The sequence below is a fragment of the Allomuricauda sp. CAU 1633 genome (genome assembly GCF_017313225.1).
In the GTDB taxonomy this organism is placed as follows: domain Bacteria; phylum Bacteroidota; class Bacteroidia; order Flavobacteriales; family Flavobacteriaceae; genus Flagellimonas.
Window position 1 is genome coordinate 438,480 of record NZ_JAFLNE010000004.1, and the last position, 13,211, is coordinate 451,690.

16 protein-coding genes and 1 tRNA gene are annotated in these 13,211 nt (G+C 39.5%); 10 read left to right on the top strand and 7 right to left on the bottom strand.

Going from position 1 to position 13,211, the window contains the following annotated elements; translation table 11 throughout:
- Nucleotides 1-49: 49 nt before the first annotated feature.
- The 5 genes from J0X14_RS14080 (at nt 50) to J0X14_RS14100 (ending at nt 4,594) form a co-directional block, all read left to right on the top strand.
- Nucleotides 50-619 (top strand): AAA family ATPase, encoded by a 570-nt coding sequence (locus J0X14_RS14080; protein WP_242528036.1) that lies wholly within the window; start codon nt 50-52, stop codon nt 617-619.
- Complete coding sequence (locus J0X14_RS14085; protein WP_207098434.1) at nt 619-2,514, top strand: ATP-dependent DNA helicase RecQ; 1,896 nt, start codon at nt 619-621, stop codon at nt 2,512-2,514. The genes J0X14_RS14080 and J0X14_RS14085 overlap by 1 nt, the downstream gene beginning before the upstream one ends.
- Nucleotides 2,492-3,457, top strand: a complete 966-nt coding sequence (gene fmt / locus J0X14_RS14090; protein WP_207098435.1) for a methionyl-tRNA formyltransferase — start codon at nt 2,492-2,494, stop codon at nt 3,455-3,457. The genes J0X14_RS14085 and fmt overlap by 23 nt, the downstream gene beginning before the upstream one ends.
- A gap of 177 nt (nt 3,458-3,634) precedes the next feature.
- Nucleotides 3,635-3,907, top strand: a complete 273-nt coding sequence (locus tag J0X14_RS14095; RefSeq protein WP_207098436.1) for an HU family DNA-binding protein — start codon at nt 3,635-3,637, stop codon at nt 3,905-3,907.
- A 126-nt stretch (nt 3,908-4,033) separates the two neighbouring features.
- Nucleotides 4,034-4,594, top strand: coding sequence for a YqgE/AlgH family protein (locus J0X14_RS14100; protein WP_207098482.1), 561 nt, complete (start codon nt 4,034-4,036; stop codon nt 4,592-4,594).
- On the opposite strand, the gene J0X14_RS14105 is transcribed toward J0X14_RS14100, so the two are convergent.
- Nucleotides 4,595-5,440, bottom strand: a complete 846-nt coding sequence (locus J0X14_RS14105; RefSeq protein ID WP_207098437.1) for an aminotransferase class IV — start codon at nt 5,438-5,440, stop codon at nt 4,595-4,597.
- Between the two features lie 54 nt (nt 5,441-5,494).
- A complete protein-coding gene (locus J0X14_RS14110; protein WP_207098438.1) occupies nt 5,495-5,878 on the bottom strand; it encodes an START-like domain-containing protein in 384 nt (127 codons plus the stop codon).
- Between the two features lie 230 nt (nt 5,879-6,108).
- Here J0X14_RS14110 and J0X14_RS14115 point away from each other — a divergent pair.
- Nucleotides 6,109-6,182 (top strand) — tRNA-Met (locus J0X14_RS14115).
- Between the two features lie 98 nt (nt 6,183-6,280).
- Entirely contained in the window at nt 6,281-7,642 is a 1,362-nt protein-coding gene (locus tag J0X14_RS14120; RefSeq protein ID WP_207098439.1) for an RtcB family protein, read from the top strand.
- A 205-nt stretch (nt 7,643-7,847) separates the two neighbouring features.
- Here J0X14_RS14120 and J0X14_RS19125 read toward each other — a convergent pair whose 3' ends face one another.
- A complete protein-coding gene (locus tag J0X14_RS19125; protein ID WP_262897102.1) occupies nt 7,848-7,973 on the bottom strand; it encodes a hypothetical protein in 126 nt (41 codons plus the stop codon).
- 148 nt (nt 7,974-8,121) lie between these two features.
- Nucleotides 8,122-8,586, bottom strand: a complete 465-nt coding sequence (locus J0X14_RS14125) for a hypothetical protein (protein ID WP_207098440.1) — start codon at nt 8,584-8,586, stop codon at nt 8,122-8,124.
- 953 nt (nt 8,587-9,539) lie between these two features.
- Between J0X14_RS14125 and J0X14_RS14130 the strand changes: the two genes are divergently transcribed.
- Entirely contained in the window at nt 9,540-9,752 is a 213-nt protein-coding gene (locus tag J0X14_RS14130; protein ID WP_207098441.1) for a hypothetical protein, read from the top strand.
- Here J0X14_RS14130 and J0X14_RS14135 read toward each other — a convergent pair whose 3' ends face one another.
- The gene (locus tag J0X14_RS14135) at nt 9,753-9,959 is read right to left on the bottom strand and encodes a hypothetical protein (protein WP_207098442.1); all 207 of its coding nucleotides are present in this window, start codon (nt 9,957-9,959) and stop codon (nt 9,753-9,755) included. It abuts the gene before it with no gap.
- A gap of 80 nt (nt 9,960-10,039) precedes the next feature.
- On the opposite strand from J0X14_RS14135, the gene J0X14_RS14140 reads away from it, so the two are divergent.
- Both J0X14_RS14140 and J0X14_RS19130 read left to right on the top strand, forming a co-directional pair.
- Nucleotides 10,040-10,972 (top strand): IS1595 family transposase, encoded by a 933-nt coding sequence (locus tag J0X14_RS14140; protein WP_207098443.1) that lies wholly within the window; start codon nt 10,040-10,042, stop codon nt 10,970-10,972.
- 260 nt (nt 10,973-11,232) lie between these two features.
- A complete protein-coding gene (locus tag J0X14_RS19130) occupies nt 11,233-11,367 on the top strand; it encodes a hypothetical protein (RefSeq protein ID WP_262897103.1) in 135 nt (44 codons plus the stop codon).
- A gap of 207 nt (nt 11,368-11,574) precedes the next feature.
- Here the strand turns inward: J0X14_RS19130 and J0X14_RS14145 are convergent, their stop codons facing one another.
- Both J0X14_RS14145 and J0X14_RS14150 read right to left on the bottom strand, forming a co-directional pair.
- Complete coding sequence (locus J0X14_RS14145) at nt 11,575-12,087, bottom strand: hypothetical protein (RefSeq protein ID WP_207098444.1); 513 nt, start codon at nt 12,085-12,087, stop codon at nt 11,575-11,577.
- Nucleotides 12,074-13,084 carry a hypothetical protein gene (locus tag J0X14_RS14150; protein ID WP_207098445.1) on the bottom strand — a complete coding sequence of 337 codons (1,011 nt, stop codon included), beginning with the start codon at nt 13,082-13,084 and terminating at the stop codon, nt 12,074-12,076. The genes J0X14_RS14145 and J0X14_RS14150 overlap by 14 nt, the downstream gene beginning before the upstream one ends.
- Nucleotides 13,085-13,211: the final 127 nt, after the last annotated feature.

Consider the following 13,211-nt stretch of genomic DNA (forward strand, 5'->3'; position numbering starts at 1 on the left):
GCAATTTTTTTTCTTTGGGGCTATTTCATTACTTTGTAGTGTTAAATTAATGTGTTTGGGAAAGAACAAAGTAGTCATAACAGGGGCTCCGGGAACAGGTAAGACCTCCATCATAACTGGATTGGAGAATAGGGGGTTTCATTGTTTCCATGAAATTATTCGGGACATGACCTCAAAGGCCAAACAGGATGGAAATTCCACTGATTTTGTGTCCAATCCCCTGGTCTTTGTTGATGACGCTATGCAGTTCAATAGGGATTTGCTGCACGGCAGGGCCAAACATTATAAAGAATCGTTGGGCACCAAGGTTCCCATAAGTTTTTTTGACCGTGGTATTCCTGATGTTCTTGCTTATATGGATTTTTTTGGACAAACCTATGGAAAGGAATTTATTGATATTTGTATAGATCATCGGTATGATATCGTGTTCATAGTACCGCCCTGGGAGGAAATTTATGTGTCTGATGGAGAACGTTTTGAAACCTATGAAGAGGCAGAGCGCATACATCATGCATTGATGAACACCTATACCCAATTTGGCTACCACCCCATCTCAGTGCCAAAAGATGCAATCCAAAAACGGATTGACTTTGTTTTGGAAACCCTTAATCAACTTTAGTGCGGAAAGAAACCAAAGCTATTTTAAAGGAATTCTGGGGTCATGATGATTTTAGGGGATCTCAAGAAACCATTATCAATACGGTACTTTCTGGAAAAGATGTTCTGGCCTTGATGCCCACCGGAGGTGGGAAATCCATTTGTTATCAGGTTCCAGCACTTTCCATGGAAGGTCTATGCATTGTAGTTTCTCCATTGGTGGCATTGATTCAGGATCAGGTAAATCAATTAAAGGCTCGGGGGATAAAAGCCATTGCCCTCACCGGTGGAATCCCTTTTACGGAACTCAACGACCTATTGGACAATTGTCTCTATGGAAATTATAAGTTTCTATACCTTTCACCGGAACGATTGCAGCAATCCCTGATTCAAGAGCGTATACAGGAAATGGACGTCAACCTCATTGCCATTGATGAGGCCCACTGTATTTCGCAATGGGGCAATGATTTTAGACCCGCTTATTTGGAGTGCTCCATTTTAAAGGAGCTTATTCCCAACATCCCCATGATTGCCTTAACGGCCACAGCAACGCCCAAAGTTGTGGATGACATCGTTCAAAATCTAAAACTGGAAGATGTTAGCATTTATAAAGATTCGTTTTCCAGATCTAACATTGTATTTAAAGTAAAGCGGACGGAAGACAAGCTCTATCAGCTTAAAAAATACATGGGTAAGATTCCTGGGAGTTCCATTGTTTATGTCCGATCTCGGAAAATGTCAGTTTCCCTTTCAGAATTTTTGAACAAGAACGGTTTTAAAGCTTCTTTTTTCCATGGAGGGATTTCAAAATCTGAAAAAGAGAAAAAACTAAGGGATTGGTTGGCAGGAAAGGTAAACGTAATGGTGGCCACCAATGCCTTTGGAATGGGCGTGGACAAACCTGATGTTCGGTTGGTAATCCACTATCAAATTCCCGATAGTCTGGAAAGCTATTTTCAAGAAGCTGGACGTGCTGGTAGAGACGGAAAACCATCCACCGCTATTACTATCACTACCAAGGAGGATGAGGAACGAGCCAAACAACAATTTTTATCTTCCTTGCCCGATATCGCTTTCATCAAAAAAGTATATTCCAAGCTGAATACCTTTTTTCAGATTTCCTACGGGGAATTGGTATTGGAGCCCATAGCCTTTAAGTTCAATGCGTTTTGTAAACGATATGAGTTCAATCCAAACATGGCTTATAATGCGCTTCGTATTTTGGACCAGAACTCAGTCATTGCCTTATCGGAGAACTTTCAAGAAAAAACCACTTTGCAATTTGTGGCTTCAAAAGCAGGCATTTTTGAGTATTTGGATAAAAACCGCAAAACAGCACCCATCATTCAAACCATATTGCGAACGTATGGGGGCATTACGGAGTATGAGACCAAAATCAACCTTCATCTCCTTTCCAAGAAGACCGGTGAGAATGAAAAATCCCTCAAAAAAATACTGAAGCAACTTAAAAAGGACGGCATTGCCGAGTATAAAAACACAACTAGTGATTTGGAAATCACCTTTTTGGTTCCCCGAGAGGATGACCACACCATAAACCCTTTTGCCAAAAAGGTGCAGGATTTCAATCAGGTGAAGCAAAATAATATGGCGGCCATGCTGGGCTATATTAAAAACAAAAAGGTCTGTAGAAGTGTATACTTGTTGAAATATTTTGGTGAAAACGCTGCTGAAAAATGCGGTACATGCGATATTTGCACCAAGAAAGAAAAGCAGGGCTCTCCCATTAAACTGGAGGAACGGGTGATAGGTCTATTGCGGATTGCCCCGAGTACGTCCAGAAAATTGGAAAAAGCAACAGGAGCAGATGAAAAGACACTTTTAAAAGTCTTGCAACAACTACTTGAGGACGAAGTGGTCCAACTAAATGAAATGAATGAATATACCCTCAGAGAATAATCCATTGCAAATCGTATTTATGGGTACCCCGGATTTTGCGGTGGCGAGCTTAAAGGCCATCGTTGATGCAGGTTTTGATGTTGTAGGGGTCATCACCGCCCCAGACAGACCTGCGGGCAGAGGCAGAAAAGTACAGGAGTCTGCGGTAAAACAATTTGCCGTTCAGCATAACTTAAAGGTATTGCAACCTACCAATCTTAAAGACGAAAGCTTTCTTGAAGAACTCAGAAGCCTTAAGGCTAATTTGCAGGTAGTGGTGGCTTTTCGCATGTTGCCCAAGGCGGTATGGCAGATGCCTGAGTATGGCACCTTTAATTTGCATGCTTCCCTCCTTCCCCAATATCGCGGCGCAGCTCCCATCAATTGGGCCATCATCAATGGAGAAACAGAAACGGGTGTGACCACATTTTTTATTGACGAGAAAATTGATACGGGCAGTATTATTCTTCAAAAGACGGAGAAAATCACCGAAGACGATAATGTGGGTAGTTTGCATGACCGTTTGATGGAACTCGGTGGAGCACTTGTTGTGGAAACCTGTAAACAGATTGCTTCGGGCAAAGTATCCAGTATGCCACAGAAGCATTTTGAAGATTTGAAGTCCGCTCCAAAGATTCATAAAGACACATGCAGAATAGATTGGGATGCTTCACTGGACACCATCCATAATTTCATAAGGGGATTGAGTCCATACCCAACTGCTTGGACCTTTTTAGAAAACCATGGTAAAAAGGAGTCCATCAAAATCTATGCAACCCAGAAAGAACCGATTCGGCACAATGCTAAAATTGGAAAGCTGATTGCTGATAAAAAAACACTCAAGGTTGCAGTTTCGGATGGCTATTTGCATTTGTTGGAAATACAACTGCCCGGGAAACGAAAAATGGAAACTTCAGCGGTTTTAAATGGTCTTGACCTTGATGAAACAGCACACCTTTGCTAACCCCTTGCTATGATTGGGCTGGCTAAAAGTTGTCGTTTTTTTCCGACTTTATCAACAAACGTTTCAAGTTATTAACAAAAACCCCTATTTCCCTAGGTTTTACTTGCGTTAATAGCAAATCCATATAAATTTGTTCAGCATTAAAATTATTTTAACAACAATTAATTTAATTCCATTATGAACAAAACAGAATTAATCGATGCTATGGCAGCTGATGCTGGCATCACTAAGGCAGCAGCCAAAAAGGCATTGGAATCTTTCTTGGGAAATGTAGAGGGATCACTAAAAAAAGGGAACAGAGTTTCTCTAGTAGGTTTTGGTTCTTGGTCAGTTTCCAAAAGAAGCGCCAGAGAAGGTAGAAATCCACAGACTGGACAAACCATCAAAATTGCAGCTAAGAACGTTGTAAAGTTCAAGGCAGGAGCAGAATTGAGCGGTGCAGTAAACTAATCAATTATTTTTATACTATAAGTAAAGCACTTCTCCGCAGAGAAGTGCTTTTTTATTTTAGGACATTTCAATTTTTTTGGAAAAATTGTATATTATACAACGATTTGAAATACTAACTCTATGGAAATGGTGAGCCATAAGCCCCAAAAAGGTAAGTTACTTGTTGCGGAACCTTCGCTTACTGGAGACGTTTCCTTTAACAGGTCTGTGGTTTTACTTGCTGAGCACAACCATGAGGGCTCTGTTGGATTTATCCTCAACAAGCCTTTGGATTACACCATTTGTGACCTTATTTCTGAAATTACCATCCCGTTTAAAGTATTTAATGGAGGGCCCGTGGAACAGGATAATCTCTATTTTATCCACAAGGTTCCCGACCTGATTCATGACAGCATCGAGATTTCAGATGGGATATTTTGGGGAGGCAATTTTGAGAAAACCGTTGAGCTCATCAATAATGGGGTGATCACCGAACAGGATATCCGATTCTTTTTGGGCTACTCGGGTTGGGGCTCGCAACAGTTGGACCAAGAATTACTATCCAAATCATGGGTGGTGGTGAAAAATGAATATGAAAGTGGTATCATTGAGAAATCATCGATAGCCTTTTGGAAAGAAAAAATGGTTGAATTGGGCGGGGATTATTTATTGTGGTCCAATTCCCCTGAAAATCCATCCCTTAATTAACTAGGTCATTCTGGCCTTTGCATTTAATTTTCCCACTAATTTTTTAGCCACTGTATTTGCAAACTGTTTCTTCCGGTATTTGCTTATGGGTTGAATGCCCAAAATACTATTGGTAATAAAAAGTTCATCTGCCTTTTGCAGTTCAAAGGGTGAAATGGATTCTTCCACCATCTGAAATTCTTCGGTTGCCTCAATAACCTCCATTAATTTTTTACGAATAATGCCATTTAAACAACCATCACCCAAAGGAGGGGTTTTTATAGTATCTCCCTTTACTACAAAAAGGTTGCCGTTAATAGCTTCCACCACCTGTTTGTCGGTATTCACGAGAAGACAATTGGCATAACCGTTCTCCTTGGCATAAACGCTGGCTACCACATTTAAAATGGTATTGGTGGTCTTCAGCGTGGACAACAAATCCTTGTTTACATAGTAATCTTTAAAGAGCTCCACCTCATAATCTCCTTCATTGATGATATAAAACGGAGAATCCAAAAGAGTGGTCTCAATAAGGTAGGAAATAGCATTGGTTTCGGGCAAATACAATCCACCTTCATTCCGATAAATGGTCAATCTTACTCGGACAGCCTTATTCTCTAACTCATTTTTGGTAATGGTCTTTTTGATTTCTTCTTCCAAAAATTCCAAGGTGAATTCCATGGGAATCTCCATACGAAGCGTACGCATGGAGGCCATTAACCTAAAATAATGGTCTTCCCAAAAGAAAAGAGTTCCATTTACACAGCGTAACGTCTCAAAAAGCGCATCACCGTATTTTAATCCTCTATTAGCATAGGTCAGTATTTCCTTTTCTTCTGGAAAGAGCGAGCCATTACAATTGATCATAAAAAATCCCGATTTTAATCGGGATCAAAGATACGGTATAGTTGAGAATCCGTTTTAGGTGGAACCCAGGACTTGCTTTAAATCCGAAATTTGGTTCTGCCAAAGCATTTTGGCCTCATCGACCTCATCCTCTTCGGCAAAATCGGTAATGAACAAGGAAACATCCTTGGTAATTTCATCTACAATAATGCGCATTTCAAAAAACGAATCATCCTCATTCTCAATCCAAGTAAACTTTACAAACTCTTCGCTTTTTCGTTTTAGCATTTTGGCCTGCTCCTCGGCTCCATCCCAAATAAATGTAAATATTTCGCTTCGAGAATTTACATTATCGGCATACCATTCAGATAAACCGGATGGGGTGGAAATATATTGGTAAAGCAACTGTGGGGAAGCTTGGATAACAAATTCAATTTCAAATTTAACCTTATCACTCATGTAGCGCGCAATTAATCCTTTTCAACAATAGATATAATTTGGGAAGATAAAAAAATAAATATCAAATAATAAATTAATCCTGAATTTTGATTCAGCAAAAATTAAACTCTATATTTGCACCCGCTAAAACGAATCATGGCGAGGTAGCTCAGGCGGTTACCCGAACGGCACGTTCGGGCAGGGAGCGTCAGATTCTCTTTTTGGCGATTTTTAAAAACAACCCATGATAAGGCGAGGTAGCTCAGCTGGTTAGAGCGTCGGATTCATAACCCGGAGGCCGAGGGTTCAAGTCCCTCTCTCGCTACGGAAATACCCTAACTATCAGACAGTTAGGGTTTTTTTGTGCAACATTTGTGAAACTTTCCTTCTTTTTCTCCCTGCTTTTTTGTATTTTTAACTGTTATGATTGACGGGAATACATTGATTGGAATGGGTTATAAACCCGCTAAATGGTTTGGCTATGTTATTGAACAGGCCAATAATAAAAATTTAAGCGGGGATTCCCTTATTTCATTAATTGAGGAAGTTAAGCCCTCTGCTCCTGTGCATCCGTTTAACGAGCCTGTTAGTTATTATAGAAATATAGAAGCTGATAATAAAGAGGAGCTTGATAATATCAATCAAGTTATTGAGACAATGGATGAGTTAATGAAGACCCCAACATTGATTAACGGCTCAATTATGCCTGATGCTTGTCCTACTGGAGAAAAAGGGCAGATTCCTGTTGGCGGAGTTGCCGTTGCTAAAAACGCAATACATCCATCAATGCACTCGTCTGATATGTGCTGTTCTGTTTTTGCTACAAATTTCGGAAAGATAGAACCTAAGAAAGTTCTTGACGCAGCACATTCAATAACCCATTTTGGCCCAGGAGGAAGGAAAGGTTATAAGGATTTTTCAGGAATTTTAGAGAATAGTTCTTTATATGAACGGATTTTAGATAATTTCTTTACTAAGGACTATATTGAAAAGGCGTGTGCCCATTTAGGCACACAAGGTGATGGAAACCATTTTTTATTTGTTGGGGTTTCTGAAACTACTGGAGATACATACATGGTAACGCATCACGGCTCTAGGGGATTTGGTGCAAGTGTATATAAAAAAGGTATGTCAATTGCTGAACGATACAGAAAAGAATTATCGCCAAGAACCTTAAAAAGAAATGCTTGGATTCCATTTACTGAAACAGAAGGTAAGCTATATTGGGATGCCGTTCAAATAATCAGGGATTGGACAAAGTTGAACCATTCGGTTATACACAACAAAACCCTTGACAAAGTAAAACACCAAACAAAAGAAACTTTTTGGAACGAACATAATTCAGTTTTTAAGGATGGTGAACATTTTTATCACGCCAAGGGAGCAACTCCATTGGATGACAAGTTTGTTCCTGATTCATATAATGGATTGAGATTGATTCCATTGAATATGAGCCAACCAGTCTTAGTGGTAAAAGGAAATTCCACTGATACTAACTTAGGTTTCGCCCCTCATGGCGCGGGAAGAAATATTAGTAGGAAAGCCCACAAGGAAAAGAAATCAGGGCAAACTATAGAAAGTATTTTTAAAGAGGAAACCCAAGGATTGGATGTAAGGTTTTTTAGTGGCAACATTGATATTACAGAACTTCCTTCAGCTTATAAGAATGCTGAAAATGTACAAGAGCAAATGAATAAGTTTGGGTTGGGAGAGGTTGTGGATAGAATAATGCCCTACGGGTGCATAATGGCAGGAGACTGGAAAAAAGATGTTATTTGGAAATAACTTTTAACTCCCCATCACAGGGATAACAACATGGAAAAGGAAGAACAAAAACAATTATTGATAGAGATCATGCAGGAAGACGAAAGGGACGGACTGTATGGTTGTTCCCACATAAAAAGATTTGGGGAAAGCTGTCCCTTGTACAATGGTTGCAGATACCCTGATTGCAATTAAATGGAAAAACAATAGGTATTATGGAAATTATTTACACATTCATACTTATTTTTGGTGCTTTTTTAGGATGTGTTGGTATCCATAAATTGAACAACATAATTTTGATTAAATATAATTCACCGGAAACAGCAACCATTGCGTCTGCTTTTTTATCCATATTGCTTGGGGTGTTGTTATTTTTTTTAACAATTTAAAGGCACCTATATACAATATGGGACAAACTAAATGTTAGATGATGGAAAATGAAAGGAGATTTTTAGGGGAAAGGGTGACTTTTTGGTTTGTAATGGCTCATGCCGCTTTGATTATGGCGATATGGTTTCTTTTTTGGGGTCTTGGATTGAAGAAGAAATTAGAGAATCTAAGCGAGATAAAACAGAATCATATTCAGCACTCAGCAGATCAAGCTGAGTCCTTAGAGAGATTACATCATTTTTCAAAGAATTGAACTCTTTCAGGGATGGGGTAGCGAAAAAGGTTTGGTAGGCACCAAATAGTCCAAAAAGAACAAAAAAAGTAAGATATGATATTTGATATGGTGTGAACCTTCTATTTTTTGTCCTCAGATATTGTTTGAAGGATTTATATCTCTCACCTTCAGCAGAAAGCAATATGTCTTGGTTTGTAATATTGAAGAGTTTGTATTTATCCCTTAATTCCGTTCGTGCTGAATCAATTTCCGTCAAACTATAACCTTCCACTTTTGTACGTAGTTCAGTATAATGCATTTTTCCATGTTTTCTTACGGCTTCAAATACAGCGGATAACAATTCGGTGTGATTGGACATAACAAATGAATGTCCTCGAATTTATTGATTTTTTATACAGGTTAGGAGGTATTTTATACAATACCGAAAGGTATGTTTAAAAAACAGTGTCATTTATCTATCAACTCCCATTTCTACTGAACCCAACTAAAATAATGGCTTGCCCAAGATTTCAACAGCACGTGTTAAAAACTTTGTCCTCGTTTTGACAAAACACCCTTTAAGATTTAACAAATTTTTCTAAATTTTGTATCAGGGTCTAGCTTGGTACGGCAAATTTCAAGCTTAACATTAAACACTTTAGATATGAAGTGTTCTTTATAAAATGCAAATGGGCACGTTGGAGCGTACCCATTTGTAAGGGATGCGGAAAGTCCGTATCCGACATTGTCCAATTTAAAAAACCCGTTTTAGTTATGCGTAAGTCGACCAGGACATCTACGAAAACTGTACGTGTTAGGGTAAGAACCTCAAGAGGCACTAAAAGTGCCCCAGTGAAGGTTAAAACCCAAACCACAACCTACACTTGGTAGGTGCAGTTCTCTAAGCAATTGAACAATAGTATTTTGCTTAGACCATTGCCCCTGTTGTATGGGGGCGCTCATTAAGTTTGGTGGACTGTGTAAGAAGCAATGCTCAATTTGTGTTTGAAGCAACTTCCATAAGCAGTCTACCTTTTTTAAGAGGGGGCGAAGGCAGTCTCATTAGCTGTTCCTAGCTGAGGCTTAGCATGTTTCAACCCTCTTTATTTAAACCCGGTGTGTCAGCACTGGGTTTTTTTGTTTCCAAAACCAACGTGTAAAATGACACGAAGGGTGTAAAAATAAAGAACGCACAACAATATATCCAAATTGTTGTGTCACAAAGTTACAACAAAATAATATTAAATATCAAGATATATGATAATAATTATTAAATATCTTGATAATTTGTAATTTTGTTGGTTTAACCACCAAATGAACAAACAAGTACGAAACCTGTATGTGGCTATAAATGACAATAAAGTGGTACACGCTTCGACATCGCTATCAGAGTTCGTGCGAACCATGAGCCAACTTGTCACTCAGGTTAAAAGCTATCCGTACTATCAAAAGAAATTTAAAGATGAGAAGGTCATTGAGCATATTGACCATTTAAAGAAAAGCTACTATTTCCAAAAGGTAAAGTAGTTAATGATGTGGTACTTTGTAGATTGAGTACTGGTTGATATGTATTGGATTTTCATCTTTCCTTACCAACGTCCAATAACTGGGAAATTCCTTCCCGACCATAAACTCAACAACCTTTTTAAGGTTCCCGAACGTACCTAAAGGTACACCATCCTCAATGAGAACATAGTATTTTTTGTCCTTTTGCTGTTCCTTGTATGTAGCCATAGGTCAAAAATACAAAATAATTCGATAATATTTGTATATATCAATATATTCGAGTATATTTGTATATATAATTAAAACAGATGGATTTCAAGTCACTCATTCAGCTTTTAGATTACTTCAAGGACGAACAAACTTGCATAGAATATTATGAGCGTTTGCGTTGGGGCAATGAGCCTGCCTGTCCGCATTGTGGCTGTACCAATCCATATAAGACAAACAGGGGTTGGAAATGTCGTGACAAGGAATGCCACAAGAAGTTTACCGTTAAAGTTGGAACCATCTTTGAGAACAGTAAAATATCCTTCCGTATTTGGTTCGCTGCCATCTATTTGGCCACCACTAGTAAGAAAGGTATAAGCAGCGTACAATTGGCAACACAATTGAACATAACCCAGAAGACTGCGTGGTTCGTTCTTCATAGAATCCGTGAAATGCTAAAGAGCAAATCCCCTGATATGTTGGGAGAGGGCAAAATGGTAGAGGCTGACGAAGCCTATATCGGTGGCAAGGAACAGAATAAGCACCACAACAAAAGACGCTCTGACAAGGACTTGAATTTTACAAACGAGGGTAAGCCGTATAAATCCAAAAAAGTGATCGTAGGGCTTATCGAGCGCAACGGTAAAGTTATTTTGAAGTATGTGCCTAGAGCAGATGCCAAGAATATGGTATCATTCATCAAAAAGCACGTTCCCGAAGGTTCAACTGTTTATAGCGACCAATCATCAGTGTACAAGAAATTACATAAGACCTATACGCATGGGAGCGTTAACCATGCCCTTAATGTATATGTCGATGGTGATGTACACACGAACACAATCGAGAACTTTTGGAGCATCCTAAAGCGTGGTATCTATGGTATCTACCATCAAGTAAGTGATAAGCACGTAAGCCGTTACCTTGATGAATTTGCCGCTAGGTTCAATACTAGGGAACTTACGCCGCAGGAAAGGTTTGACGGGTTCTTGGAAGATGCGGAAAGAGTTCTTTCATATAAAAGACTTACTTTATAACAACAAAGACAAAAGCCCCTTTATTGGGGCTTTTGATTCAATGTTTTGGGTGCTACGCAATTATGAAGTATAAGGGTCTACTTGTTTGCGTTTTAACACCCTAAGTAAGGGAAACGGCACTTCCCTACCAATGTTTTGTCAGGAACTAAAACGACAAGAACACACCAAAAATAAACATAGGGAGCAACAATAAAAAACAATTGATAAACAAAATATCAAAGAGTTATCAATAATATTTGTGAAGATCGTAAATTAGACGTATGGAAGAAAAGAAGAAAGATAACGATAGGAAAGAAACAAATAAAGAGAAAAAGTACGAAAAGAAGCTGAAGATCAACGGAACGTTGGAAGATGTACTGAAGGTATCCGTTGATAAGAAGAAGGGCGATAACTGACCAATGTTAGCTTGAATTGGAGAAGTGTCGCAACGCTCATTAAAATGCGGTAGTCCCTTCGTAGGGTACGTAGGTTACCCCGTTGCTCTGGTTGCCTGAATCAGTGGGCATCTAACCACAAAGGGAGGTTCCGCCAAAAAAAATTACTTCACGGTAAAACACAGGAAAATCATTTTATCCTGTCCCATATTGTATATAGGTGCCAATTTAAAACCACTCCCTGAACTTTTTAACACCTGATTTTATCCTACCAAAGAACATAACCAATAAAACACACAGAACTATAAACGCAATCCCCCAAACACTCCATTTGATGTCATTGCTCACTTCATCCGCTCCCTCAGTCTCTACATTCACTCTCTTTTCTTCTTTTGAGCTATTAGTTTCGCCTTTGTCGCTCATTTTTATTGTGGTATTAGTATTTTGCATTTTTTGCAAAGTGTCCTTTTTCCTTGAAACCTCCACAACTGCATTATCAATCTCCATATCGTTTATCTTGATGGGTCTTTTTGGGTCTACCGGTGTAAACCTATAGGTTGACAGATCAGACGAAAAGTAAACGTTTGAGTTTACATCCTTCCGCTCAAAAACGCTCAAGTCCTTTTTCTCCCTGGATTCCTCTTTATGTACCTCCAATGACTTCTTCTTTGAGCCGCAGCCCACTATCGCCAATAACAGCGATAACACAAAAAATCGTTTAAATACCCTATACACTTCCATTGAACACATTTGGTTTGCCTTTTCCATTGTCCCATACGACCTCATATCCCGCATTGGTGTCGAATCCCAATGTCTCCGAGTAATAGTTTCCCGTGAAGAACGGTGGCAAATGGCTTCTCCTATGGTCAATCGCATCGTCCTTCAGCGTCTTGAAGTTCTTCCTTTGGTTGGTCGTCAGTTTTTGGATTATACTGTGCAGATGCCCCTCGCTGATATAGTTGAACATTCCCTTTTTTCCGTACTTCCAAAGTATCTGCTCCGTTGGCCTTTTGCTTATCCCGAAATGCCCGTGGAGATTGATGTGGTTTATGCCCTCGATCTCGTGCGTTATTATCATGGGATGGAACTCCACATCATAGCCTTTTAATTGAAGTCCCCAAGCGATGAGTTCGGCCGCACCGCCCTTTACATCCTCATCGTTATTTTTACTTGTCCTGTCATGGTTTCCGGCCACTATCTTTATACTTCCCAAATTGAATGTCTGTGAAAGAACCTTATCGAGCATCTCACAGCACAGTTTAACGGAGTTTGCGCCTATCTGTGACGGGTCCATGCTCATCCAGCTGTTTATGTGGTTCAGGCCGCTAAAGGACTCTATCAAATCCCCACCTATATGTACATGAACCTTTTCAAAGAGCATCGTATTGACATAATCCACACTTTCCATCAGTCCGTTATAGAGAATGTCGGAATCAAAGTCCTGTGTCAATACCAAGTTTCTGATGTACGCCCCAAAATGAAGGTCGGCCCATTTTAACGCGGCTTCACCTTTTTTAAAGGAACTTTCCCTATATTCATAGGTCTTGGTAAATTCACCTTTAAGGGCTTCCCTTACCGTTTCCAAGTCCGTTTCAAGGCCGTACATCGGGTTCTTGAAGCGGAGGGACGATTTCTTGCTCTTCAGCCATCCATCGGGGATATGGTTGAGTCCAATCCCGTGCTCCTTCCCTGCGTTGCGTATCCCTTGTATAAGGTCGTATTCCTCTTCGGAAAGCATTATACGGGGTGTTTTATTTGCACCCGACATTTATTCCGTTGTCAAGGATTTCCATTAAGTGCCTTATCTCAGACCTCTCGAACCTTCCGATTATCTCACCTTTATAGGTTCTGATATCAAGGTCGTA

Excerpts from the sequence above, each read along its gene's own strand:
- J0X14_RS14080 (WP_242528036.1), top strand. The coding sequence starts at position 50 with ATGTGTTTGGGAAAGAACAAAGTAGTCATAACAGGGGCTCCGGGAACA.
- fmt (WP_207098435.1), top strand. The coding sequence starts at position 2,492 with ATGAATATACCCTCAGAGAATAATCCATTGCAAATCGTATTTATGGGT.
- J0X14_RS14095 (WP_207098436.1), top strand. The coding sequence starts at position 3,635 with ATGAACAAAACAGAATTAATCGATGCTATGGCAGCTGATGCTGGCATC.
- J0X14_RS14100 (WP_207098482.1), top strand. The coding sequence starts at position 4,034 with ATGGTGAGCCATAAGCCCCAAAAAGGTAAGTTACTTGTTGCGGAACCT.
- J0X14_RS14105 (WP_207098437.1), bottom strand. The coding sequence starts at position 5,440 with ATGATCAATTGTAATGGCTCGCTCTTTCCAGAAGAAAAGGAAATACTG.
- J0X14_RS14110 (WP_207098438.1), bottom strand. The coding sequence starts at position 5,878 with ATGAGTGATAAGGTTAAATTTGAAATTGAATTTGTTATCCAAGCTTCC.
- J0X14_RS14120 (WP_207098439.1), top strand. The coding sequence starts at position 6,281 with ATGATTGACGGGAATACATTGATTGGAATGGGTTATAAACCCGCTAAA.
- J0X14_RS19125 (WP_262897102.1), bottom strand. The coding sequence starts at position 7,973 with ATGGATAAAAAAGCAGACGCAATGGTTGCTGTTTCCGGTGAATTATAT.
- J0X14_RS14130 (WP_207098441.1), top strand. The coding sequence starts at position 9,540 with ATGAACAAACAAGTACGAAACCTGTATGTGGCTATAAATGACAATAAA.
- J0X14_RS14135 (WP_207098442.1), bottom strand. The coding sequence starts at position 9,959 with ATGGCTACATACAAGGAACAGCAAAAGGACAAAAAATACTATGTTCTC.
- J0X14_RS14140 (WP_207098443.1), top strand. The coding sequence starts at position 10,040 with ATGGATTTCAAGTCACTCATTCAGCTTTTAGATTACTTCAAGGACGAA.
- J0X14_RS19130 (WP_262897103.1), top strand. The coding sequence starts at position 11,233 with ATGGAAGAAAAGAAGAAAGATAACGATAGGAAAGAAACAAATAAAGAG.
- J0X14_RS14145 (WP_207098444.1), bottom strand. The coding sequence starts at position 12,087 with ATGGAAGTGTATAGGGTATTTAAACGATTTTTTGTGTTATCGCTGTTA.
- J0X14_RS14150 (WP_207098445.1), bottom strand. The coding sequence starts at position 13,084 with ATGCTTTCCGAAGAGGAATACGACCTTATACAAGGGATACGCAACGCA.